General features: G+C 39.6%; 21 protein-coding genes. 12 read left to right on the forward strand and 9 right to left on the reverse strand.

Annotation, left to right across the window (positions count from 1 at the left end; genetic code table 11):
* Nucleotides 1–22 precede the first annotated feature (22 nt).
* The 5 genes from RFX69_RS03770 to RFX69_RS03790 all read left to right on the forward strand — a co-directional run bounded on the left by RFX69_RS03770 (nt 23) and on the right by RFX69_RS03790 (nt 4,479).
* A complete protein-coding gene (locus tag RFX69_RS03770; protein WP_289332498.1) occupies nt 23–1,087 on the forward strand; it encodes a DUF475 domain-containing protein in 1,065 nt (354 codons plus the stop codon).
* Nucleotides 1,088–1,175: 88 nt separating this feature from the next.
* Complete coding sequence (locus RFX69_RS03775; protein ID WP_005129659.1) at nt 1,176–1,751, forward strand: TerD family protein; 576 nt, start codon at nt 1,176–1,178, stop codon at nt 1,749–1,751.
* A 78-nt stretch (nt 1,752–1,829) separates the two neighbouring features.
* Entirely contained in the window at nt 1,830–3,125 is a 1,296-nt protein-coding gene (locus RFX69_RS03780; protein ID WP_289332497.1) for a VWA domain-containing protein, read from the forward strand.
* A gap of 14 nt (nt 3,126–3,139) precedes the next feature.
* Nucleotides 3,140–3,853, forward strand: coding sequence for a TIGR00266 family protein (locus RFX69_RS03785; RefSeq protein WP_005129657.1), 714 nt, complete (start codon nt 3,140–3,142; stop codon nt 3,851–3,853).
* 47 nt (nt 3,854–3,900) lie between these two features.
* On the forward strand, nt 3,901–4,479 hold the full coding sequence (locus RFX69_RS03790; protein WP_005129655.1) for a TerD family protein: 579 nt from the start codon (nt 3,901–3,903) through the stop codon (nt 4,477–4,479).
* 87 nt (nt 4,480–4,566) lie between these two features.
* Here RFX69_RS03790 and RFX69_RS03795 read toward each other — a convergent pair whose 3' ends face one another.
* The 3 genes from RFX69_RS03795 to RFX69_RS03805 form a co-directional block, all read right to left on the reverse strand.
* Nucleotides 4,567–5,751 (reverse strand): MFS transporter, encoded by a 1,185-nt coding sequence (locus RFX69_RS03795; protein ID WP_000106687.1) that lies wholly within the window; start codon nt 5,749–5,751, stop codon nt 4,567–4,569.
* 18 nt (nt 5,752–5,769) lie between these two features.
* Nucleotides 5,770–6,177 (reverse strand): RidA family protein, encoded by a 408-nt coding sequence (locus RFX69_RS03800; RefSeq protein WP_086267226.1) that lies wholly within the window; start codon nt 6,175–6,177, stop codon nt 5,770–5,772.
* 67 nt (nt 6,178–6,244) lie between these two features.
* Nucleotides 6,245–7,171, reverse strand: coding sequence for a DMT family transporter (locus RFX69_RS03805; protein ID WP_000703575.1), 927 nt, complete (start codon nt 7,169–7,171; stop codon nt 6,245–6,247).
* A 238-nt stretch (nt 7,172–7,409) separates the two neighbouring features.
* On the opposite strand from RFX69_RS03805, the gene RFX69_RS03810 reads away from it, so the two are divergent.
* The 3 genes from RFX69_RS03810 to RFX69_RS03820 are packed head-to-tail and all read left to right on the forward strand — an operon-like array spanning nt 7,410 to nt 10,330.
* Nucleotides 7,410–8,537 (forward strand): Re/Si-specific NAD(P)(+) transhydrogenase subunit alpha, encoded by a 1,128-nt coding sequence (locus tag RFX69_RS03810; protein ID WP_001165468.1) that lies wholly within the window; start codon nt 7,410–7,412, stop codon nt 8,535–8,537.
* An 11-nt stretch (nt 8,538–8,548) separates the two neighbouring features.
* Nucleotides 8,549–8,863, forward strand: a complete 315-nt coding sequence (locus tag RFX69_RS03815) for a proton-translocating transhydrogenase family protein (RefSeq protein ID WP_000230434.1) — start codon at nt 8,549–8,551, stop codon at nt 8,861–8,863.
* A 12-nt stretch (nt 8,864–8,875) separates the two neighbouring features.
* Nucleotides 8,876–10,330 (forward strand): NAD(P)(+) transhydrogenase (Re/Si-specific) subunit beta, encoded by a 1,455-nt coding sequence (locus RFX69_RS03820; RefSeq protein ID WP_000394402.1) that lies wholly within the window; start codon nt 8,876–8,878, stop codon nt 10,328–10,330.
* Between the two features lie 52 nt (nt 10,331–10,382).
* On the opposite strand, the gene RFX69_RS03825 is transcribed toward RFX69_RS03820, so the two are convergent.
* The 6 genes from RFX69_RS03825 to RFX69_RS03850 form a co-directional block, all read right to left on the reverse strand.
* Nucleotides 10,383–11,204, reverse strand: a complete 822-nt coding sequence (locus RFX69_RS03825) for an SDR family NAD(P)-dependent oxidoreductase (RefSeq protein ID WP_271056249.1) — start codon at nt 11,202–11,204, stop codon at nt 10,383–10,385.
* 251 nt (nt 11,205–11,455) lie between these two features.
* Nucleotides 11,456–11,857, reverse strand: coding sequence for a ribosome silencing factor (rsfS, locus tag RFX69_RS03830; protein ID WP_001047580.1), 402 nt, complete (start codon nt 11,855–11,857; stop codon nt 11,456–11,458).
* Between the two features lie 81 nt (nt 11,858–11,938).
* On the reverse strand, nt 11,939–12,733 hold the full coding sequence (locus RFX69_RS03835; protein WP_272330075.1) for a hydroxypyruvate isomerase family protein: 795 nt from the start codon (nt 12,731–12,733) through the stop codon (nt 11,939–11,941).
* A 16-nt stretch (nt 12,734–12,749) separates the two neighbouring features.
* Nucleotides 12,750–13,616 (reverse strand): NAD(P)-dependent oxidoreductase, encoded by an 867-nt coding sequence (locus RFX69_RS03840; RefSeq protein ID WP_272411379.1) that lies wholly within the window; start codon nt 13,614–13,616, stop codon nt 12,750–12,752.
* 10 nt (nt 13,617–13,626) lie between these two features.
* The gene (locus RFX69_RS03845; protein WP_272353596.1) at nt 13,627–14,415 is read right to left on the reverse strand and encodes a crotonase/enoyl-CoA hydratase family protein; all 789 of its coding nucleotides are present in this window, start codon (nt 14,413–14,415) and stop codon (nt 13,627–13,629) included.
* A gap of 96 nt (nt 14,416–14,511) precedes the next feature.
* Nucleotides 14,512–17,319: an ATP-binding protein gene (locus RFX69_RS03850; protein ID WP_000064534.1), complete on the reverse strand. Its 2,808-nt coding sequence runs from the start codon at nt 17,317–17,319 to the stop codon at nt 14,512–14,514.
* Nucleotides 17,320–17,491: 172 nt separating this feature from the next.
* Here RFX69_RS03850 and cysM point away from each other — a divergent pair, with 172 nt between their 5' ends.
* Genes cysM through RFX69_RS03870 form a run of 4 tightly spaced genes read left to right on the forward strand, consistent with a single transcriptional unit; the run spans nt 17,492 to nt 22,985 of the window.
* A complete protein-coding gene (cysM, locus tag RFX69_RS03855; protein ID WP_000072604.1) occupies nt 17,492–18,406 on the forward strand; it encodes a cysteine synthase CysM in 915 nt (304 codons plus the stop codon).
* Nucleotides 18,407–18,428: 22 nt separating this feature from the next.
* Complete coding sequence (locus tag RFX69_RS03860; RefSeq protein WP_001212165.1) at nt 18,429–19,247, forward strand: 3'-5' exonuclease; 819 nt, start codon at nt 18,429–18,431, stop codon at nt 19,245–19,247.
* Between the two features lie 9 nt (nt 19,248–19,256).
* Entirely contained in the window at nt 19,257–20,648 is a 1,392-nt protein-coding gene (rlmD, locus tag RFX69_RS03865) for a 23S rRNA (uracil(1939)-C(5))-methyltransferase RlmD (protein ID WP_289332496.1), read from the forward strand.
* A gap of 30 nt (nt 20,649–20,678) precedes the next feature.
* Nucleotides 20,679–22,985, forward strand: a complete 2,307-nt coding sequence (locus RFX69_RS03870; RefSeq protein WP_000259109.1) for a bifunctional (p)ppGpp synthetase/guanosine-3',5'-bis(diphosphate) 3'-pyrophosphohydrolase — start codon at nt 20,679–20,681, stop codon at nt 22,983–22,985.
* Nucleotides 22,986–22,999: the final 14 nt, after the last annotated feature.

Raw genomic sequence — 22,999 nt, forward strand, 5'->3', positions numbered from 1 at the left:
AATTTTTAATAAAAGGAAAAAAATGAAACATTTTCGTTTCTCAATTTTTTTTACCGTGATTTGTTTAGGATTATCGGCATGGTGGGGGTTAACTCATGGAACAAATGCTGGTTTCTCTATGATGCTTAAAGCATTGTTGATTACAAGTGTATTGGCGGTAATGGAGGTCTCTTTATCTTTTGATAATGCTGTGGTGAATGCTTCAGTATTAAGAAACTGGGATGAGTTCTGGAAAAAGATTTTCCTTACAGTGGGAATTTTGGTTGCCGTATTTGGTATGCGTTTAGTCTTCCCTTTATTAATCGTTGGCGTAACTGCTGATATGGGAATGATCGAAGTTGCCAAATTGGCACTAAATGATCCCAAAGCGTATTCAGAAAAACTACTCGCCCATCATGCTGAAATTTCAGCTTTTGGTGGTATGTTCTTGCTATTGGTATTTTTAAATTTTTTATTTGATGATGGCAAAGATACGCATTGGTTCCACTGGTTAGAGGTACATCTTTCGAATTTGGCTAATATCCCGGCAATGTCAGTATTTGTATCCTTAATTGCTCTACTTGTTATGTCCGCATTTGTTCCTTTAGAACAGAAATTAATTGTGATTGTAGCTGGTATTTGGGGCATCGTGGTATACATTGGGGTTCAGGTCATTGGTCATTTGCTCGAAAGCAGTGGCGATGAATCTGATGAAGAGCAGGAATCTAGCAAGTCAGGTAATCTTGTTAAGGCCGGTATTGGCGGCTTTCTTTATTTGGAAGTTTTAGATGCCTCATTTAGTTTTGATGGTGTTATTGGTGCCTTTGCGATCACAAATGATGTTGTAATTATTATGTTGGGGTTAGCAATTGGTGCAATGTTTGTCCGTTCTATGACTATTTATTTAGTTGAAAAAGGTACTTTAGAAGCCTTTATTTATTTAGAACATGGGGCGCATTACGCAATCGGAGCTTTGGCTGCAATTATGTTGTACACTGGAACAGGTGGGCATGTTCCTGAGGTCATAACAGGCTTAATTGGAATAGCGTTCATCACATGGGCTGTATTATCTTCGATTGCTTATAGTAAAAATCAGACACAAGCTTAATAAAAATTAATGGATATATCATTTATTATGATCTCCATTATTCTAATCAAATAAATAATGAGTTTAAATTTAATAAGGAGTAACTCACATGGCAATTAGTTTAACTAAAGGCGGTAACGTTAGTTTAACAAAAGAAGCACCAGGCATTACCAAAACAACTGTGGGCTTAGGCTGGAACCCACGCGTGACGGATGGAACTGCTTTTGACCTTGATGCTATTGCATTTTTAGTTAATGAAAACGGTAAGGTTCGTGCAGATAATGATTTTATTTTCTTTAATAACCTAAAATCATCTGATGGTTCAGTAGTTCACAATGGTGATAACCGTACAGGTGAGGGTGACGGTGATGATGAGACATTAAGTGTGGACTTGAGCAAGGTTCCTGCTGATGTTTCAAAAGTAATCTTTGCTGTAACGATTTATGATGGACAAGCTCGTAACCAAAACTTTGGTCAAGTTGCTAATGCTTATATTCGCGTAACTAATGATGCGGGTGGTAGTGAGATCGCACGTTATGACTTATCTGAAGACAGTAGCACGGAAACGGCTATGATCTTCGGCGAACTTTACAAACATGGCAGTGAATGGAAATTCCGTGCAATTGGTCAAGGTTTTGCTGGTGGTTTAGGGCCTTTAGCAGCCTCTTATGGTGTTTCTGTTTAAGAGACATTTGAAAGATAGTGTTTAGGCACTATCTTTCTTTTTTATATTTATAAATGATAAAAATAGGTTATTTTTTATATGTTGAACCTAGTTCGCGGACAAAAAATAAAATTAAATGATATTTTACAGGGGCAACCCTCTTTTTATATCCAAATTCAATATCAAGCAGATTTTGAACTAGATATCGCTACTTTCGGGCTTGATTCACAGTATCGTTTAAGTGATGAGCGATATATGACATTTTATAATCAACCTGAAACGCCATGTCAGGCTGTAGGTTTGCTTGAAAATAATACTGAGTCTAGCTATTTCAAAGTTGGTCTTCAAAAACTTCCTTTGAGCATTCATCATTTAATTTTAACTGCTGCAATTGATGGTCATGCTGTCATGTCTAGTGTACAGAAAATAACTGTCAAAATAATGAATCTACAAAATCAGCTTATTGCTGAATTAGAACTCAATAGCCAGTTATTTGATCAAGAACGTGCCACTATGCTTATTGAAATCTATCGTAAAGATGGTGTGTGGCGTTTGGCTGCAATTGGACAAGGTTTTAATGAGGGGTTGGCTGCATTAATTCGCCATTTCGGAGGTGAAGTTGCAGATGAAAGCTTTGCACAGAAAGACTCTATAGTGCAACCATCAAGTGTTGATCTAAAGAAAAAACTTTCTCTGGAAAAAGCAGAAAAAACAGGGAATGCTTCAATTATTGATCTAACTAAAAAATCTCTGATTCAGCTAGAGAAAAAAAACTTGCTAGATTTAACAGCAAGAGTTGCACTCGTTCTTGATGCCTCTGGATCAATGGATTGGCAATATCGCCGTGGGGATGTGCAAAAAGTAGTTGATCGTTTGATGCCATTAGCAATCCATTTTGATGATAATGGAAGTTTTGAGTGCTGGGCATTTGCCGCAAAAACAACACAGCTCGATGATGTTGTTTTAACTAATGTTAATGATTTTATTAATACGACTCATCGAGGTTGGAAAAACTGGTCAGTTGGCGCACGGTATAATGAGGAAATACCAGCAATTGAAGCTGTGATTAATTATTTCCAAAAATTTAATGATCAAATTCCAACTTATGTTTTATTTATTTCTGATGGTGGAGTTGGAAGTCGTCGAGAAATGAAAAAAATATTATCTCAAGCTGCCAAGCTTCCCATTTTTTGGCAATTTGTTGGGATTGGCGGACGTGATTACGGGGCACTTGAAAAGTTGGATGAAATGTCAGGTCGTATTGTTGATAACTGTAATTTTTTTAGTTTAGACCGGATTGATAGCGTTTCGGATGAGCGCTTATATGAATTGTTACTGCAAGAATTTCCTGATTGGTTAAATGCGGCCAAACATCATCGAATTGTTAGAAATTAAAAAGGTCAATAAAAATGGCACACTTTAGTTTAGTAGGTTCACCAGAGCCATTCTTACATGTTGCAATGCGTCGCGGGGATCGAATTTATTGTGAAAGTAATGCAATGGTCATGATGGAAGATGGCCTTGAGTTAAAGGGAAAACTACAGGGTGGCTTAATGCAATCATTATTACGCCGTTTTGCTAATGATGAATCCTTATTTCAGCAGCATATCGAAGCTGTACGTGGAGATGGTGACTGTTTATTGTCTGCTTCACTAGATGGCGATATGCAAATTCTCGATGTAGGTGCTACTCAATATATATTGAGTGATGGTGCATTTGTTGCCGCCCATGATTCAGTCAATGTAAAAGCAAGATTAAATACTAGTCTTGGAGGGGCTTTTTTGGGGAATACAGGTGGTTTTCTTGTTATGGAAACCAGTGGTCAGGGACAAGTTGTAGTTTCTGGCTGTGGGACTTTATTTGAGTTAGAAGTAGAGCCGAATAAAGAGGTTGTTATTGATAATGGGCATGTAGTCTGTTGGGATTCACGTCTAAATTATCATTTATCTGTTTCAACTTCACAGAATAGTGGTTTCCTTGGCAATTTAGTCAATAGTGTAACGAGTGGTGAAGGCATGGTGTTGCGTTTTTCAGGTGCTGGTAAAGTCATTATTTGCTCAAGAAACCGAAATAATTTTTTACAGTGGTTGATGTCAAAGTTAAACCGTCAACAGTCTCATTAAAAAGTAAAAGTCATCGTTTTTATAGTCCTAATAGAGAGATCCATAATATGGCAATTAATTTAGAAAAAGGTCAAAAAATCAATTTGCAAAAAGCAGATGGTAGTAGTCTTCAACAAGTTTTCTTAGGTGTAGGTTGGGATGTAGTAAAAAGTAAAGGATTTTTTGGATTTGGAGGCAGTGGTAATATTGATCTTGATGCTTCGGTCATTTTATTTGATGAAAATAAAAAAATGCTTGATGTTGTCTACTTTGGGCAATTACAAAGTAAAGATGGAAGCATTCGTCATTCGGGAGACAATTTAACTGGTGAGGGAAGTGGGGATGATGAGATAATTCGTGTGAATCTTAATCAAATTCCTGCCCAAGTAAAATCTTTAGTATTTACTGTTAATAGTTTTCGCGGTCAGAGTTTTGAGAAAGTGGAAAATGCATTCTGTCGTTTGGTTGATCAATCAACTAATCAAGAAATTGCAAGTTATAAACTTTCTTCACAAGGTGCCCATACTGGCCTAATTATTGCAAAAATTTATCGCCATAATGATGTGTGGAAAATGCATGCAATTGGTGAAAACGTACATGGTCGTACCTTTCAAGATATCGTTCCTAATGTTTTACCTCATATTTAATTTTTTAGCTAATTAAGTAGTTTCTCCACCATTGTTCAAAGCAATGGTGGGTTTTATTAAAATGATTTTTAACAAATTACCTTATAGCTAAGCCATTTGCTTTTTTTGTAAGAAAGCATCAATCATGCTAAATAAAATACAAAATACAACGAGTCCAACACCTGCTAGGCAAGTCATGGTCCATCCACCACGATTCCATGCAAAAATCCCTAATGCCGAACCAGCTGCACCACCAATAAAATAAGTAGTCATATAAATAGCATTAATACGAGATTTGGCATCGGGACGTAAGCGGAAAATAATACTTTGGTTGCTGGTGTGGACAAGGGCAAGTGCCAATTGAATTAAAGCAAAACCAATAACATAAGCTGAAAGTAGAGTTTGTCCGAAATAGAAACAAATCCAGCTTACCAAAAATAGCCCGCAACCCATCCAGGTGAGTAAACGTGTGTAGCCTTGGTCGGCATATTTACCGATATAACGTGTTGATAACGCACCAAAGATACCAACTAAAGGTACCAGCCCAATAAATAGATCGGGTAAATGATGTGCCGAGGTCAGTAGTAACGCGATTGTTGAATACAAAATACTCACTGACGCAAAGGCGAATGCACCTGTAAGCGCTCTTAATAAAAGTCGCTTTTCCTCTTTTAAAAGCTGAGCCATGGAAACAAAAATTTGTCCATAGTTCAGTTTCATACGCATGACATACGGCAGGCGGCTTTTTAAGGTATAGGCCAACAGAAGCATTAATATACCGCTTATGGCATAAACGACTTTCCAGTGGAAAAGGTTGGAAAATAAGCCAGCCAGACTGGTAGAGAGTAAAATCCCGACCAATAAGCCACTCATTAAGAAGCCAATAATCTCACCAGTTTTTTCAGGTTTAACCGTCATTGTTGCAAGAGGAATAAGCACTTGAGCTGCAACTGAAAACAAACCCGCTAAAATTGTACCGATCCAGAGCATAGGTAAGTTAACAGCAAAAGCAGAGGTAAATAGGCCAACTGCACAAAGCATCATCAAAAACGGAATAGCTTTGGCTTTATTGACAATATCACCCATCGGAACAATAAAGAGTAAACCTAAGGCATAAGACACCTGAGCAAATGTTACTGTTAAAGCAGCTTGTGCCTGAGTTACAGCAAAATCTTGCTGAATAGAGTGAATAAGGGGTTGGCAATAGTAATTCACACCTGCACATAGGCCACATGCTGCTGCCATCAACCAAAGTAAAGGTTTATTTTGACTGATATCTTCAGGGGTAGACATGATGTTCTCTCGATTTTATTAAGTGTATGCCGTTGCTTCGACTTCAATGAGCATATGTTCTAGTGCAAGACGCGGCACAGGAATGAGTGTGCAGGCTGGAAAAGGATGATTTTTCCATAAATCCTTCATAATTTTAATCAAAATCTCATGTTTTTCTACCGAATGGTCAACAACTAGAATTCTTAAAACAGCAATATCCGTAAGCTCTGCATTGGCAGCCACTAACGCATAGTTAATATTTTCAAATGCTTGTAGGACTTGTTCGCTGAAATGAGAACTTAATTGACCTTGTTTGTCTTCGCCACCTTGACCTGCAATATGAATAATATTGTTAAAATTGCTTACTACAGCGACATGACTATAAGCGTTAGGTGTTGGGTCATATAAAGTAGAAGGATTTATGATTTTAAAAATTTCTTTGTTCATGGAACTCAACCGTTTAATAAAATTTAGATGAGTATCCAACCTCAACTTAAGTTGAGGTCAAGAGCATTTAGTGTTTTAGTCTTTTCTTTCTTAAAGTAATCATCATTACGCCGACTATATTGAGGAAACAACCGAACCATTGCCATATATTTAGGTTTTCATTTAAAAAAGCAACGGCAAGCAAAATCGTTAAAACTGGTCCGATCGAAGCAATCATTGCAGATTGAGATGCTCCGAGTCGCTCAATGCTTTGCATAAGCATAACGGTAGGTAAGACAGTGACTAAAAAACCTAAGCCAATCCCGTACCAAATTACACTAGAGGGGAGTTGTAATAGAAGTTGAATAGGTTGAGGTGTGCTTAATACGTAATGAGTTAATGTGCCGATACAAGCCACAGTTAAGGCTAACCCTGTGAAATTCCAAGAGCCAAATTTTTTAATTAATGGTGGAGTCAGCAGTAAATAACCGGCAAAAGCTACAGCGCTAGCAAATACAAAACTTGTTCCGAGCCAAAAGTTGCCCTGAATTGGTGCATTTTTGTGCTCTTGCAGCATCACTAACACGGTTCCACCATAACTAAGAAAAATGGCGAATAAACTTTTTACATCTAATTTTTGTTTGTAGAGCAGACTTGAAGCGATCACGGTAAGTGTGGGATATAAAAATAGGATGATTCGCTCTAAAGAAGCGCTAATAAACATGAGGCCCATGAAATCGAGCCAGCTGGCAAAGTAGTAGCCTAATAGACCGGCAAAAATTAAAATTAGCCAATCCTTCTTTTTTATGCCCTGATTATGATGCCTATTGAACCAGCAAATTAATAGAAAAAACGGTAAAGCGCTTAACATCCGTAAAGCCATCAGGACTGTACCGTCTACTAATGGAGAAAGGGCATAAGTTTGTTTAATAAAAATCGCTTTTGTGCTGAATAGAAAAGCAGAGCAGAGCGCAAAAAAAGACCCAATTTGAAACGAAGATAAAGAAATTTTCATATACAGGACTGTATAAGAGAGACTATTGTCTGCAAAAAAAGAAAAATCCTCCTATATTACACCTCATGTTAAATATCGTGAATCATCAGTTCAAAATATGGGTATTTATTAAATAAATAGTGGGTGGTATTTTCAAAAAGTTCAATTAGAATCCAAATTCTGTACAAAGAATACACATGGGGGAAACATTGCGGGTTGCAATGTTTTTGACAATGAGAAATTAGCTTGAGGAACGCTCATGCAGATCGGAATCCCAACCGAAACTGTCGTCGGTGAAAATCGTGTAGCTGCTACGCCAGAGACAGTAAAGAAGTTGATTAGCGCTGGTCATAGCGTTGTGATTGAACGTGGTGCTGGTGTAAAGGCTGCGTACATTGACAGTGCTTATGAACAGGTCGGTGCAACCATTACGGATGATGCCTATACAGGTAGTCAAATTATTTTGAAAGTTCGTGCGCCACAAGGCGGGGAAATTCAAAAACTTGCAGCAAATACAACTGTTGTAGCAATGTTTGATCCTTATCGTAATACCGAGCTAGACCAATTTGCGAATCAGCAAGTGTCTGCTTTTGCTCTGGAATTGCTTCCTCGTACGCTTTCTCGTGCACAAAACATGGATGTGTTGTCTTCTCAAGCAAACTTAGCTGGTTATAAATCAGTTTTGCTTGCAGCTGCTGAATATCAACGCATGTTCCCAATGCTTATGACTGCTGCTGGTACTGTAAAGCCTGCACGTGTTGTGATTATGGGTGTTGGGGTGGCAGGCCTTCAAGCGATTGCTACTGCAAAACGTTTGGGTGCAATTGTTGAAGCAACAGATTTACGTCCAACGGCAAAAGATCAGGTTGAGTCTTTAGGCGGTAAGTGGTTAGACGTACCAATGTCTGAAGAAGAACAGCAACGTGCAGCAGATGCAGCAAAAAATGGTTATGGCTGGATGCCGGGTGAGCAATACATCAAAGACCAAGCTGCGATTGTAGATAAAGCTGTATCGAATGCCGATATCGTGATTACAACAGCATTGTTGCCAGGCCGTGACGCACCGCGTCTGATCAAAGCTGAAACTGTTGCCAAAATGAAACCAGGCTCTGTCATTTTAGATATGGCAGTTGAAACAGGCGGTAACGTTGAAGGTTCTAAAGTTGGCGAAACTGTTGTCACTGAAAATGGTGTAAAAATTTTGGGTATTCCAAATATTCCAGCCACTGTTGCGACAGAAGCTTCTGCATTATATGCACGTAACGTTTTTAATTTCGTAGAGACTTTATTCGACAAAGAGAAAAACTTTGCGATTAATCAAGAAGACGAAATCCAAAAAGCCCTATTGGTCACTCATGGCGGTCAAGTGCTGCTTAAGCGTGGTTAAGGAGATTTCTCATGGTTGAAACTATTACAATTTTCGTCCTTGCCATCTTCGTAGGTTATTACGTTGTTTGGGGTGTTACACCAGCTTTGCACACGCCACTTATGGCGGTAACCAACGCATTGTCATCGATTATTGTTGTTGGTGCGATGTTACAAACAGTTGGCCTGCCTGTACTTGGTGTAGATGCAAATGTTGCATTTCAAAGTGTGAATGTTGTGAGCGTACTTGGTGCGATTGCAGTATTTTTAGCAAGCATTAATATTTTCGGCGGCTTCGCAGTAACTGCACGCATGTTGGAAATGTTCAAGCCTAAGCAAAAGAAATAAGAGGGCTTTGACATGGAATTTATTCAAGCAAATGCAAACTGGTTGTACCTTGTAGGCGCAATTCTCTTTATCTTGACGCTTCGCGGCCTATCTGGTCCTAAAACAGCAATTCAAGGTAACCGTTACGGTATGATCGCAATGGCGATTGCAGTTGTAACAACCTTCTTTGTTGCCAATAACCCGGTTATTTGGATGATTGGTGGTGCAATGGTGCTTGGTGCGATTGTGGGTATTGCACGTGCACGTACTGTACCAATGACTCAAATGCCTGAAACTGTGGCACTTATGCACTCATTGGTGGGTTTGGCTGCGGTTTTGATTGCAGTTGCAGCAATTTTGCATAACAACCAGCTTACAGCATTGTTTGCTCAAAATGAGGCAGCATTAACAGCGGCTGGCGTGCAACATGCACACATGAGTAAGGTTCACCTATTTGAATTGTTTGTTGGTTGTTTCGTTGGTGCGATTACCTTTACAGCATCTGTGTTTGCTTACGGTAAATTGGCTGCGAAAAAATGGGCTAAAACAATCTCTGGTGCATGGGTTAAACCTGTTCAAGCACTTATTTTTGTTGCGATGTTGGCTTGTGGTTTCTACTTCTTCACAACTGGCAACATGACTGCTTTCTGGGCAATGACCGCACTTGCACTTGCATTTGGCTGGGTATGGATTGCACCAGTAGGTGGTGGTGATATGCCTGTAGTGGTATCGCTTCTTAACTCGTTCTCTGGTTGGGCAGCAGCAGGTATTGGTTTTACCCTTGAAAACAACATGTTGATCGTTGCGGGTTCACTTGTGGGTTCATCTGGTGCGATTCTGTCATACATCATGTGTAAAGCAATGAACCGTTCAATCATCAACGTATTGTTTGGTGGTGCAATGGGTGGTGCAGCAGTTTCTACAGCTGCTAAAGGTGAACAAGTTCAACGTAACTACCGTTCAGGTTCTGCTGATGACGCTGGCTTCTTAATGTCAAATGCAGACAGCGTTGTGATTGTACCGGGTTATGGTATGGCGCAAGGTCGTGCACAAAATGCTGTAAAAGAGTTATGCGAAATTCTAAAAGAGCAAGGTGTTCGCGTCCGTTTCGCAATTCACCCGGTTGCAGGTCGTATGCCTGGTCACATGAACGTATTGCTTGCTGAAGCAGACGTAGCATATGAAGACATCTTGGAAATGGATGAGATTAACTCAGACTTCCCGGCAACTGACGTAGTACTTGTTATTGGTGCAAACGACGTTGTGAACCCTGCTGCAAAAGATGACCCAGGTTCACCAATTTATGGTATGCCGATTCTTGAAGCACATAAAGCACGTACAATCATGGTGATTAAGCGTTCTATGGCGACAGGTTATGCTGGACTTGATAATGACTTGTTCTATAACGAAAAAACAATGATGATCTTTGGTGATGCTAAGAAAGTTGTTGAAGATATGACGAAAGCAATTAATGGTACAGGCCACTAAGTTGCTTTGATATAAAAAAACCACCTTCGGGTGGTTTTTTATTTTTTGAGGGTTAGAGGAACTTTTCCACTAGATTCATAGATTGCTGATAGAGGTCGCGTGCTAATTGCTGGTTTTTGGCATGAGAGGATTTCCAGTCAGGCATATGCGCGCTGACATATTCACCATTGCGGTTTTGCCATGTGTCGCCAGTCGCCATTTCTGTAATGAGCTTTGCAGGAACCGATGTTGGAACTAAACCTACTTTCATGGCTGCATAAACTGGTTTTGGTAAATCACGATAAATATCGGAAGCAACACCACCGGGGTGTAATGCATTATTGGTAATTGAACTGTCTGCTAGTTGTTCAGCTAATGCATTGCTGAACAGTAAGTTTGCAAGCTTGGATTGTCCATAATAGAACAGGGGATTGTAAAAACCTTCCGCACGAAATTTATTAGGCTTAATTGAGCCAACCCAGTGAGCAATAGACGCTAGATGAATAATACGTGCTTGAGGAGACTGCTTTAAAACGGGGAGTAGTTTTTGAGTTAATAAAAAGTGACCTAAATAGTTAACGCCAAATTGCTGTTCAAACCCATCTACGGTGAGTTGCTTTGTTTTTGAAAATAGACCGGCATTATTAATAAGTACATCAAGGCTGCCATATTTATCTGCAATTTCTTCGGCAGCTTTTTGAGTTAATTCAAGGCTGTTTAAGTCGAGAGAAACGACATCGACTTCTCCTTGGTCGAGTGAGCGTAGTTTGTTTTGTGCCTCTTGTGCTTTTTGAGGATTTCGGCATGCCAAAATGACATGTTGTCCTTGTTTTACAAGTTGTTCTGCTGTGGCAAAACCAATACCTGTGTTGGCGCCTGTAATGAGTATCTTCACTTTTTAGTGCTCCGGTTATGCTATTTATTGATGAGACTATAAGAATTGGTATAGTGCTGGAATTCTGACAATTTGTCATGTCAATTTTAAATAAGAGTGATGACTTGCTTGTTAGTGTTATTAAAGTTTTGTTGAGTTACCAGCTTTTCATAGAACATGAGGGTAAAGGTGGGTGTTTAAATAATAAAAGTTTCAGTAAGTGTATAAACAAAAAGCGGCTCAAAAGAGCCGCTTTTTTAAAAAGCAAAATTTTATGCGACCGACTCTGGAGCAGTACGCCATAAGCTTTCTAAATCATAGAATTTGCGGGCAGTTGGTAGCATCACATGTACTACAACAAAGCCAAGATCGATTAAGATCCATTCGGCATCTCGTTCGCCTTCAACGCCAATCGGGCGGAAACCAGCTTTTCGAGCTTCTTCTGCAACATTGTCAGCAAGTGCTTTGACGTGACGAGTAGAAGTACCACTCGCGATGACAATAGCATCAGCAACATTGCTAATAGAACTAACATCTAACTGTAGAATATCTTTTGCTTTTACATCAACTAAAGCGTCATGGACGACTTTAAGACAAGCTTGTACGTCTTTATTTGAGGTGTTCATTGCGAAATCGTGAGAATTAGACACGCTGGGCGATGGTTCTAAATTCATATAGGGTATATTTTCCTGACAATTACTCACTATCTAATATAGTGGTTTTCACTCAGAATTTCAAACAAAACTAGTAACAGTTTATATATTTACATCATCGGAAAAATATTTCTTTTTCCATGTAAATGACTGATTTGAGCCATTTTTAGGTTTATATTCTGCCGCAATATAGCCCTCATAAGCACTTTGCTTAATCCATGAAAAAATTTGCTCATACGGTATTTGAGCCGTATCGGGTTCATGACGTCCCGGACAATCTGCAAACTGAATATGGCCAATCTGGTGAATATTTTCTTGTAAACCTTCAAGTACATCTTCACCCATCATTGCCATATGGTAACAGTCATATTGCATTTTTAAGGCAGGGTGATTGACTGCTTCTAGCATTTCTTGGGCTTGCGCAATGTTCTGTACCAAAAAGCGTGGCATATCTGTGCCATTAATCATTTCAAATACAGGTTCAATATCGTGTTCTGTCAGTAAATCACAGGCTAATTTTAAGTTGCTTGCAAGTGTCTTAAGGCAAGGAAGTAAGTCAGAGTCTTGAGGTTGCTTGCCTGCCAAAATATTAACACGTGGTACTTTTAATGCTGTGGCATAGCGAATCGCTAACTGTAATGCTTCACGAAATGCTGCCTCTTGACCCGGTATACCTGCTAAGCCATTTCCACCTTGCATAAGGTCACCAGTAGGAACGTTAATTAAACATAAATTTAGGTTGTAACGTTCAAGTTGGTCTTGAATATCAGAAATGGCAAGCTCGTATGGGAATTGAATTTCTACATGTTCAAAGCCCTCTGCATGGGCTAATGCAAAGCGTTCAATTAAAGGAACTTCGGTAAAAATCATGGATAAGTTAACGGCAAGACGACCCATACACAAACTCCGTTTATTATTGCTCTACTACTTGAATCATAGTAGCTAAATCTTTCTCAGCAAAGCCATTTTTTTGGTGAGTTTGTAGCTGTAATAGAGCTTTTTGTGCAACGGGGATGTCTAAATTAACATTGTTAGCCAATGTTACTGCGTTGTTAAGGTCTTTCGATAATGTTTGAACTTTCCACTGAACAGGTTCGAAAGTATGAGTCGCCATACGTGGTGCCAGTATTTGAAAAGGTTTTGAGTCAGCAAATCCGCCAGCTAGGGCAGGAGCGAGTAAAGTGGTATCTACGCCCGCCCGATCTGCCAGTGCAACTGCTTCGGCAATCAGGGCACTGTTTGCTGCCACAATGAGTTGATTGCAAATTTTAGTTGCTTGTCCTGTGCCTGTATCTCCCATTCGTGTGACACGTTGGGAAAGAACATTATAAACAGGACTTAAAGCTTCAATAGTTTGAGCATCGCCACCTGCAAAAATGACTAGCGTGCCTTGTTCTGCCCCAGTTGTACCGCCTGAAACAGGGGAGTCAATCCATATCACATCTTGTAAAGCAGCAGCCTGAGCAAGTGCTTTTGTCGCAGCAACAGAGAGACTTGAGAAGTCGACAATGACCTGACCCGCTTTTATGTTTGTTTGAATTTGATCAAATACTGCTTGCACAGCTTTATCGTCGGCTAGGCAAGTTAAAATGAGAGGGTATTGTCCGATGTTGGAAAGATCGAGTGCATGCGCGCCAATATCAATAAGTTCTTCACAAGCAGATGTTGTTCGATTCCATACTGCGACCTGAAAGCCGGCTTGTATAAGACGGCTTGCCATACGGCTTCCCATAAGTCCTATGCCTAAAAAAGCAATAGGAGTATTACGATCAAAATTCATAATAAAGCTCTTATCTATATTGGCGTGGTAAAAATTTAACTTCCGGATGTTTGTCTTTTTTACGAGCAAGTTTGCTATTTTTACCAAGTAATAATTTAAGTTGCCAGATTTTTTCTAAGCGTAATGATTTTTCTGGTTGATGTTCCATTGCATCTAGTACACGTTTTGCAGCAGTCAATGCATCAGGTGAGCGCTGTAACATTTCCGAAGCGATCACATTTGCTTTTTCTAATGGGTTCTCACTTAAGTGAGTCACAAGTCCAATATCTTTTGCATAATTTCCGTCAAAAACACGGGCAGTTAAAGTCAGCTCTTTTGCAAGGTCAACTCCAATCAAGCCTTTGAGCGAACGGGTAAGACCCATATCTGGTACTAAACCCCAACGGCTTTCCATAATCGACATTTTGGTGTCTGGGTGGGCAATGCGGATATCGGCAGCTAGTGCAAGTTGCATACCTGCCCCAAAACAATAACCTTCAAGAGCGGCAATAACAGGGACGGGCAAATTTTGCCAAATAAGAAAAGCTTTTTGGAAAAGGCTTTGTCCTGGTTTAACAAGTTCCCAAATGGCAAATGCAGAGTTCTTAGGATTGTTTAAGTCAGATAAATCAATACCAGCACTAAACACTTGTGCTTCACCTGTCAAAATTACACAGCGGATATCTCGGTCTTTTTGTATAGCTTTAGCCGTTGTTACAAGTTCTTTGAGTAGAGCAAAACTCATAGCGTTACGTTTATCAGGACGGTTTAGATAAACTGTTGCAATGCCATTATTTTTTTCAATACGTAAAAGTGCCATGAAATTCCCGCTTATTTTTTTATCGATAAGCGGAGCATAGCATGGCTGGAAATTGGAAACATGACAGGTCAGTCATGCCTATTTAACAACTATTATTTAATCTGGTATGACTAAAATTTGATGAGCTGCACTCTCAACTTCTTTAATGACGAGACCTAATTCATCGAAACGTCTCATGACTTCTTCAATGAAGCCATCGTCAGCTCTACGGCGTTCTTTGCGTAGCGTAGAAATAAATTGTTCAAAGTCACCTGTCACTTGTTGAAGTTTTGGTGTGCCTACATAGCGTGTAGCACCATAAAGACGGTGTAGTACATGCTCAAGCTGAGGAAAGTCTTCAAGCTCAATGAGTTGCTGCATTTCTTCTAGCTCGGTTGGGAAGCTATCTACCAACATTTTGAGAAGATCTTGAGCTAAATCTTCTTTGTTTGCTGCCAGTTGTAAACTTTGTTGCCAATTTAAAATTTCTGGATCTAACGCTTCTGCAACCACATGATGATCTTTAGCTAGATTTTGCGCAGTGAAGTTGTTTTTCGTCCATTGCGTTAAAATTTGAATGATTTGCTCCATTTGAATTGGTTTGGTGACATAGTCATTCATACCAACTTTAAGAAGCTTTTGCTTTTCATCTGCAAGCGCGTGGGCTGTTAGAGCGATAATTGGAAGTTGCATTTCCCCATCTAAAGTGGATTCTAAAGAGCGGATCGCACGTGTGGTATCAATGCCCGACATAACCGGCATTTGAATGTCCATAAATACCAAATCAAATGGTTTAAGCTTCTGATCAATTCTTTCTTGAATAATATTAAGCGCTTCTTGTCCACTTAAGGCCTTAGTAGTTTTGACATTTAACTCACCTAATAATGCTTCTAAAACAATTAAGTTAGGTAAATGGTCATCAACCGCCAAAATATGTAAACCCTGCCCATTAAAGTCTTGTTGTTCCTCTTCAAAGATAGGTTGGTCACTTAATAATTGAATGAGGCCACTACGGCTTAATGGCTGATAAAGAGGGCGAGCGCGATATTCGGTGAGCATGTTTGGCTCAAGCGTCATTTGATAGCCGTAAACTGCTAAGTTACCTTGATAGCGGCTACGAATTTCTTTGAGTAGAGCTTCAGTATCACCACTATGATCAACAATGAGCCATGTATTGTCTTTCTGGTCGAGATGTTTTAAGCGGCTAAACAAGTCCAGAATAGATTGAGTTTCGATATGTGGTACTTGATAATTTTCAAGATAGTAGCGTAAAACACTGGCTGTTGCAGGGTGGGCTAAATAAGACACCACCTGTAAATGTTCGAAGTGAGGATGTTCAATTTCATGTTCTTCATCTACAGCAAACTGTGCAGTAAACCAGAATGTTGAACCTTTTTCTGTTGGGGCACGTTCTTGGTTATCTTCAAAGCCAATTTGGCCATGCATGAGATGAACCAATTGTTTAGAAATTGCCAGACCTAAGCCTGTACCACCAAATTGGCGGGTAACAGATGCATCGCCTTGCGAAAACGACTCAAATAATTTTTTACGGTCTGTACCGCTTAAACCAATACCACTGTCCTGAACACTAAAATGAAGCAAGCACTGACCGATGTCATCATGTTCCATACGTACACGAACAATAATTTCACCGTCTGGCGTGAACTTGATGGCATTGGAAATCAAATTAGTCAAAATTTGCTTAAAGCGTAAAGCATCCCCAATTACCTGTTGAGGAATGTTATCTGCATAATAAAAAGCCATGGCAATATGCTTTTGTGCAGCCAAAGGTGACAACATATCCATGACATCAAATACAGCTTCTTCTAAGTCAAAAGGTGCCGTTTCAAGTTCCAGTTTACCTGCATCAATTTTTGAGAAATCTAATACATCATTAATTAATGCTAATAAATGGGCGGAGGACTTGCGAATAGTTTGTAAATAAAGGTTCTGTTCGTTACTTAAATTTTGTTGGCGAAGTAATAAATGAATAAAGCCATCAATACTATTAAGCGGTGTACGAAGTTCATGACTGATATTGGCAAGGAAAACCGATTTTGCCTGATTAGATGAAATAGCTTGGTCGCGTGCTTGACGGTAAGTAATGTTTTGAACTTCTAAAGTATCTAAAGTTCTGCGTAAGTCTTCTTCTGTTTGCTCGGTATGTTCTTTTAACTCTAAAAAACTAAAGTGTAAGCGTTTCACCACGTTTGCGATATCGCGCTGGAGTAATCTTAACTCACCGGAACTGTTAATCACGATGTGTTGGTCTAAAGTGTCTGCATTGAGACGCTGTAATTGCATACGTATTTCATACATGGGTGCAATCCAGCGGCGAGAATAAAAGTTAAGACAGAGCAAAAGTAATAATAAAGTCATTAGACCGGTAATGACTAAAGCAATCAAAATGCGATAACGCGCTAATTCAAGTGGTTGATTATCCATTTCAATCAAGAGCCAGACAGGAGGCTTTCCTGCGGTATCAATGATACGGACTCCATAAATATTATTATGGTTATAAGAGATCGGACCAAAAAAGTTATTGTTTTGTGTGAAGTTAGGCCAGTAACGATTATCTCGATAACCGATACTTAAATAAGTCTGACCATTACTATCAATTAAAGCAGCACGCTTTAGATTTTTCTCGCTAAACATACTTTGCATAATATGTTGAGCATGATCATATTCGTCTGGTTGTAGTTCTACTAATGTGTAGAGATCTTTAGCAATTTGATTGTAGCGTGCCAAAATCGCTGAGGCATGATGCAATTGTTGTTGCTTTGCAGAACGTGATGTTTCAGTTAAAACCAGAAAAGCCCCAACACACGTTAAAATCATAATGGGCACAAAAATAAGAGCAATTAATTGCCCATATGCATGATTCAGACGTAAGCGTTTCGATAAGGTTTTATTGAAATTAGACATAGCTACATCAGATTGATCTCTCTGTAGGGCATATTATCACGCTTTATTTTAAAACAGACGGCATTTTATAACTGACTGGGCTTTAATCACTTTCATTAAAAAGCATAGTGAAATGGATGCAGTACCGATCATTTTTTCATACAATAGTGCCACCCCGATTTAGGTGTTGATCATGAGTAATACACAACCTGATTTTTTAGCCGACGAATTTTTGTTAGATCACTATGTAGGTAAAACACCTCTGGTCCGTTTGCAGCGCTTGGCTTGTCATACGCAGGCAACGGTTTTAGCAAAATTGGAAGGTAATAATCCAGCAGGTTCTGTAAAAGATCGTCCTGCATATAACATGATTATGCAGGCTGAAAAGCGTGGTCAAATTAAACCAGGTGATACATTGGTTGAAGCTACCAGTGGTAATACCGGTATTGCTTTAGCTATGGTTGCGGCGATGCGCGGCTATAAAATGAAACTGATTATGCCTGGGAATTCAAGTCAGGAGCGTAAGGACGCCATGCGTGCTTATGGCGCAGAATTGATTGAAGCGCCGAATATGGAAGCTGCACGAGATATGGCTTTGCAAATGCAAGCTGAAGGTCTAGGTTTGGTCCTCAATCAGTTTGGCAATCCAGATAATGTCGAAGCTCATTACCTTACGACTGGCCCTGAAATTTGGAAACAAACAGGTGGAAAGATTACCCATTTTGTAAGTTCAATGGGTACAACCGGTACCATTATGGGTGTTTCTAAGTATTTAAAAGAACAAAATCCAGATATTCAAATTATTGGTTTACAGCCTTCTGAAGGTTCAAATATTGCCGGTATTCGCCGTTGGCCACAGGAATATTTACCTACGATTTTCGAACCAAAGCGTGTTGATCAAATTATGGATATTCCGCAAATTGAAGCGGAAAAAACGGCTCGCCGTTTAGCACGTGAGGAAGGAATTAGTGCAGGTACATCTTCTGGCGGGGCGGTATGGGCTTCAGTAAAAATTGCAGAAGAAAATCCGGATGCTGTGATTGTTTGCATTATCTGTGACCGTGGTGATCGCTACTTGTCTACAGGCCTGTTCTCAGTACAGGACTGATGACTCATAATTGAGAGAAAAAATGCGTTTTCCTACTTTAGTTTTTGATATTGAAACTTTAACTGATTTAAAAGCGGGAGCGCATTTATATCATCTTGATTTGCCAGAGGCAGATGTTGAGCAGGCACTCACAAAAATCCGTCGCCAAGAATCCGGCATGGATTTTCAGCGTTTGCCTTTACATGAAATCGTTTGTATTTCTGGTTTGTGGATTGATGAATCAGGTTTCAGATTATTTTCTTTTAGTCGGGAACACTATTCGGAAGCTGAAATTTTACAGAAGTTTCTATCCATTTTTGATAAGCGCCATCCAACTTTAGTGAGCTGGAATGGCTCGCAATTTGATTTGCCCGTCATTTTGTTCCGTGCCATGTATCATGGTCTTTCGGCACCCGGGTTATTTGATCAAGGCGAGCTTGATAGTCAGAAGCGTTTTAATAATTACCAAAACCGTTATCACCACCGTCATATTGATTTAATGGATGTTATGGCAATGTTTAATGGCCGTAATTTCCAGAAACTCGATGATGTAGCCTGTATTTTAGGTTTACCAGGTAAACGTGGTGAGTCGGGTTATCATGTGCCTGAATATGTACGTACAGAACAATGGTTAAAGTTAACCAGTTATTGTGAAGGTGATGTGCTCAATACATGGTTTATTTATTTGCGTTGGCTATTGCTCAAAGGCCAAATGAATGTAGATGAGCATAACCACTGGATTAGTTCGAGTATTGAGTATTTACAGACTATGCCTCAGCAAGCCGATTTTCTTGAGGTGTGGCAACGTACATCGAAACATACCGAATTTACGTCCCACTATTTTAATCCTTTAAATTTTTAGGTTCATTCTTTGAAACAGCAAGCCAAATCTCGTAAACCTCAACAACCCGAATATATTTTTCAGGTTGAAACTCTTTCTCATGAGGGGCGGGGAATTGCGCATTATGGTTCTCATCCAGACCATCCGGCAGATAAGCATGGTAAAAAAGTGTTTATTCGTTATGCGTTGCCTGGAGAAACAGTAAAAGCCCAAATTACGCATGAGACTAAGCGGCTTGAAGAAGCTGAAATGGTAGTGCTTTTAGCAGAACCTTCAGCAAATCGTGTAGAGGCAGTTTGTCCTCATTATGGTATTTGTGGTGGTTGTAGCATGCAGCATATCCACCCCGATGAGCAGATCCATTTAAAGCAAAATGTCCTCCAATCACACTTGCAACACTTTGCTGGTATTCAGCCTGAACAATGGTTAGAACCAATTCGTTCTTTGCAAAGCGATTATCGCCGTCGTGCTCGAATAGGTGTGCGCTATTTGCCAAAACAGGACCGTTTGATTCTAGGTTTCCGTGAGCATCATAGTAATCGTTTAACATCTATCCATACTTGTAGCGTTTTGGATAAAAAGTTATCAGATAGTCTGCCAGAATTGCGTAATTTACTCCAAAGTCTAAAAGGCAAAGCGCATATTGGTCATGTAGAATTAGCAAAAGGTGATCATGAAACATCTTTATTAGTTCGTCATATCGAAAAACTAAACAATGCTGATGTCAACCAATTAAGACAATTTGCGTTACACAAAGGCTGGCAGTTGTATTTGCAACCTAAAGGACCCGAAAGTCTTCGTCGTATTGATGAAGAACAGGGAGCTATGCGATTACATTATGCTTTAAATGCATTTGATGTAAATTTTGCTTTTTCGCCATTGGATTTTACGCAGGTCAATGCCACAGTAAATGAACAAATGGTGCAATTGGCATGTGAATTGCTTCAATTGCAACAGGGTGAAAGAGTACTGGATCTGTTTTGTGGGTTAGGTAATTTTTCGCTTCCACTTGCACGATGTGTTGGTGCAAAGGGTCAGGTTGTAGGTGTGGAAGCAAGTGAAGAAATGGTGCAGCGGGCAACAGATAATGCAAAGCGTAATAATCTGGTGCAGGCAAGTTTCTTTTCACAAGATTTAACAAAAGATTTTTCGCATCATTCTTGGGCAAATCAAGGATTTGATGCATTATTGATTGATCCTCCTCGTGCTGGTGCATATGAAATTATGCAGTATGTGCCGAACTTTGGAGCAAAAAGAATCGTTTATGTATCATGTAATCCAGCAACATTAGCAAGGGATGCAGGTGTTTTGGTTCAACATGGTTACCAGTTAAAAAAAGCAGCGGTTATGGACATGTTTACGCACACAGAACATGTTGAATCGATTGCTTTATTTGAGAAAATTCAAGAGATAAACGATTAAAAACATGAGTTACATATCCAGGAGAATGGTATGGTCACAGTACGTGAACAGTTACCTGAACAACTAACTGAGTTGTCAGAGGAAACGACTGTAGAGCATGCCGCCGAAACACAAGTCGGTTTAGCCTCATGGTTGGATCGGGTTCGTGAAATATTAGATGGGGCAGAGCTTAAACAACTCGAAGAGGTTGCGCATTTAACCCTACAAAAAGAGTTAGATTCAACGGTTAATCATCGTTCCAATACATTTGCTACTGGTGTTGGAATGGCTGATATTCTGGCGCATTTACATGTAGATGAAGATACTTTATCTGCTGCAATGCTTTATCGTAGTGTTCGTGAGGACATTACTGATATAGAAGAAGTAAAGCGAAAGTTTGGTGAGCAAGTTTATAACCTTGTCAAAGGTACTTTGGCAATGGGTAAGCTTTCAGAGCTTATTGAAAAAAATAAACGACTAGAAGACCATTTTAATAACAACCAACGGGAACATTTAAGCGGCATTTATAAAATGCTGATTTCAGTGACCGAAGATGTTCGTGTCGTTTTAATTAAGTTAGCTGAACGTACTTACTCTTTACGTGAGTTGGCAAACTCATCACGTGAACGTCAAGAGCGTGTGGCGCGTGAAATTTTAACTATTTATTCGCCATTAGCGCATCGCCTTGGTATTGCACAGCTGAAGTGGGAACTCGAAGACTTAGCGTTTCGTTATTTGGCGCCAGACCGTTATAAAGAGATTGCTTCATTACTCAATGAAAAACGTCTTGAGCGTGAACATTATATCCAGTTCGTGATAGACCGTTTAAAAAGTGAATTGGCGGCGCATGGTATTGAAGCTGAAATTACAGGTCGAGCAAAACACATTTATTCGATTTATCGAAAAATGAAAAGCAAAAACCTAAGTTTCGATCAGCTTTATGATATTCGTGCTTTACGTGTATTGGTGAATAGCGTACCTGAGTGTTATCACTCATTAGGTATTGTTCATCAGATTTGGCGTCATATCCCACATCAGTTCGATGACTATATTACTAACCCGAAAGCCAATGGTTATCGCTCATTACATACTGCTGTTATTGCTGAGAATAAATCTTTAGAGGTACAAATCCGTACTCATGAGATGCATGACGAAGCAGAGTTAGGGGTATGTTCGCACTTTAACTATAAAGAAGGTTCAAAGAATACCGACCACTCTTTTAACCACCGTTTGCATTCGCTTCGTGCTGTTTTGGAACATTACCAAGAACGTAATGAAACAACAGTACATCAAAATGAAGATGAGACGGAAGGTTTTGATCAGCTTCAAGACTTTGAAGGTTTTGAAAAGATTTATGTCTTTAGCCGTGATGGTGATATTAAAGAACTACCACGTGGCTCAACAGTTTTAGACTTTGCTTACCATGTGCATACAGAGGTTGGAAACAAATGTTATGCAGCGCGTGTTAACCAGCGCTATGTACCATTAACCTATACGCTAAAAACAGGTGAGCAGGTTGAGATTTTAACCAAGAAAGATCGTGAGCCTAACCGTGACTGGTTGGTGAACTCTTTAGGTTATATCAAGACAGCTCGTGCCCGTGACAAATTACGTCATTGGTTCAGACAGCAAGACCGTAGTAAGAACCTTGAAGTTGGTCGTGAGTTACTCAACAAAGAATTATCTCGATTGGCGATTCACCCTAAGAGTATCGATCTCAACGATTACTCGTCACATTTTAATGTGAAAACAGGGGATGATATTTTGGTTAGTCTGGTCAGCGGCGATATTAGTTTGCATGCTCTGATTAATCAGATTAATCGTCAAATGCATCTGGATCAGGATGAACCTGAACTGGTACTTAAACCAACATTAAACCCACGTGCCAGCCATACTCTGTCTGCGCATGGCATCTTAATTGATGGTTTAGACAATGTTGAGCTACATATTGCGCAGTGTTGCCAACCAGTTCATGGTGAATCAATTGCTGGCTATATCACGTTGAATCGTGGGGTAAGTATTCATAAAGTCTTGTGTTCTGATTATCAACGCATGATCAAGCAAGAGCCAGAACGTGCTGTTGAAGCCGATTGGGAGATGCAGCCAACTCGTGGTCAAAGTGTTCAAATTGTAGTTGAGGCTTATGATCGTCGTGGCTTACTCAAAGACTTAACTCAAGTGATTTTCTCTGACCAGATTAATATCCGTCAGGTGAACACAATTTCTGAGGCAGATGGTATTGCTAATATGAAGTTGCTCATTGAGGTAAAAGGCTTGGCTCAGCTTTCACGTTTGTTAGCTCGTTTAGAGCAACAACCGGGGATTATTAGCGCACGACGCATGATTCAAGGTGTTTAACTAAATTGAGAAAA

Origin of the sequence: Acinetobacter sp. 148, assembly GCF_031196675.1 — a bacterium.
GTDB classification, from domain to species: domain Bacteria; phylum Pseudomonadota; class Gammaproteobacteria; order Pseudomonadales; family Moraxellaceae; genus Acinetobacter; species Acinetobacter baumannii.

Bases quoted from the DNA above. Each gene is read 5' to 3' on its own strand.
- RFX69_RS03770 (WP_289332498.1), top strand. From the start codon at position 23: ATGAAACATTTTCGTTTCTCAATTTTTTTTACCGTGATTTGTTTAGGA.
- RFX69_RS03775 (WP_005129659.1), top strand. From the start codon at position 1,176: ATGGCAATTAGTTTAACTAAAGGCGGTAACGTTAGTTTAACAAAAGAA.
- RFX69_RS03780 (WP_289332497.1), top strand. From the start codon at position 1,830: ATGTTGAACCTAGTTCGCGGACAAAAAATAAAATTAAATGATATTTTA.
- RFX69_RS03785 (WP_005129657.1), top strand. From the start codon at position 3,140: ATGGCACACTTTAGTTTAGTAGGTTCACCAGAGCCATTCTTACATGTT.
- RFX69_RS03790 (WP_005129655.1), top strand. From the start codon at position 3,901: ATGGCAATTAATTTAGAAAAAGGTCAAAAAATCAATTTGCAAAAAGCA.
- RFX69_RS03795 (WP_000106687.1), bottom strand. From the start codon at position 5,751: ATGTCTACCCCTGAAGATATCAGTCAAAATAAACCTTTACTTTGGTTG.
- RFX69_RS03800 (WP_086267226.1), bottom strand. From the start codon at position 6,177: ATGAACAAAGAAATTTTTAAAATCATAAATCCTTCTACTTTATATGAC.
- RFX69_RS03805 (WP_000703575.1), bottom strand. From the start codon at position 7,171: ATGAAAATTTCTTTATCTTCGTTTCAAATTGGGTCTTTTTTTGCGCTC.
- RFX69_RS03810 (WP_001165468.1), top strand. From the start codon at position 7,410: ATGCAGATCGGAATCCCAACCGAAACTGTCGTCGGTGAAAATCGTGTA.
- RFX69_RS03815 (WP_000230434.1), top strand. From the start codon at position 8,549: ATGGTTGAAACTATTACAATTTTCGTCCTTGCCATCTTCGTAGGTTAT.
- RFX69_RS03820 (WP_000394402.1), top strand. From the start codon at position 8,876: ATGGAATTTATTCAAGCAAATGCAAACTGGTTGTACCTTGTAGGCGCA.
- rsfS (WP_001047580.1), bottom strand. From the start codon at position 11,857: ATGAATTTAGAACCATCGCCCAGCGTGTCTAATTCTCACGATTTCGCA.
- RFX69_RS03835 (WP_272330075.1), bottom strand. From the start codon at position 12,733: ATGGGTCGTCTTGCCGTTAACTTATCCATGATTTTTACCGAAGTTCCT.
- RFX69_RS03840 (WP_272411379.1), bottom strand. From the start codon at position 13,616: ATGAATTTTGATCGTAATACTCCTATTGCTTTTTTAGGCATAGGACTT.
- RFX69_RS03845 (WP_272353596.1), bottom strand. From the start codon at position 14,415: ATGGCACTTTTACGTATTGAAAAAAATAATGGCATTGCAACAGTTTAT.
- RFX69_RS03850 (WP_000064534.1), bottom strand. From the start codon at position 17,319: ATGTCTAATTTCAATAAAACCTTATCGAAACGCTTACGTCTGAATCAT.
- cysM (WP_000072604.1), top strand. From the start codon at position 17,492: ATGAGTAATACACAACCTGATTTTTTAGCCGACGAATTTTTGTTAGAT.
- RFX69_RS03860 (WP_001212165.1), top strand. From the start codon at position 18,429: ATGCGTTTTCCTACTTTAGTTTTTGATATTGAAACTTTAACTGATTTA.
- RFX69_RS03870 (WP_000259109.1), top strand. From the start codon at position 20,679: ATGGTCACAGTACGTGAACAGTTACCTGAACAACTAACTGAGTTGTCA.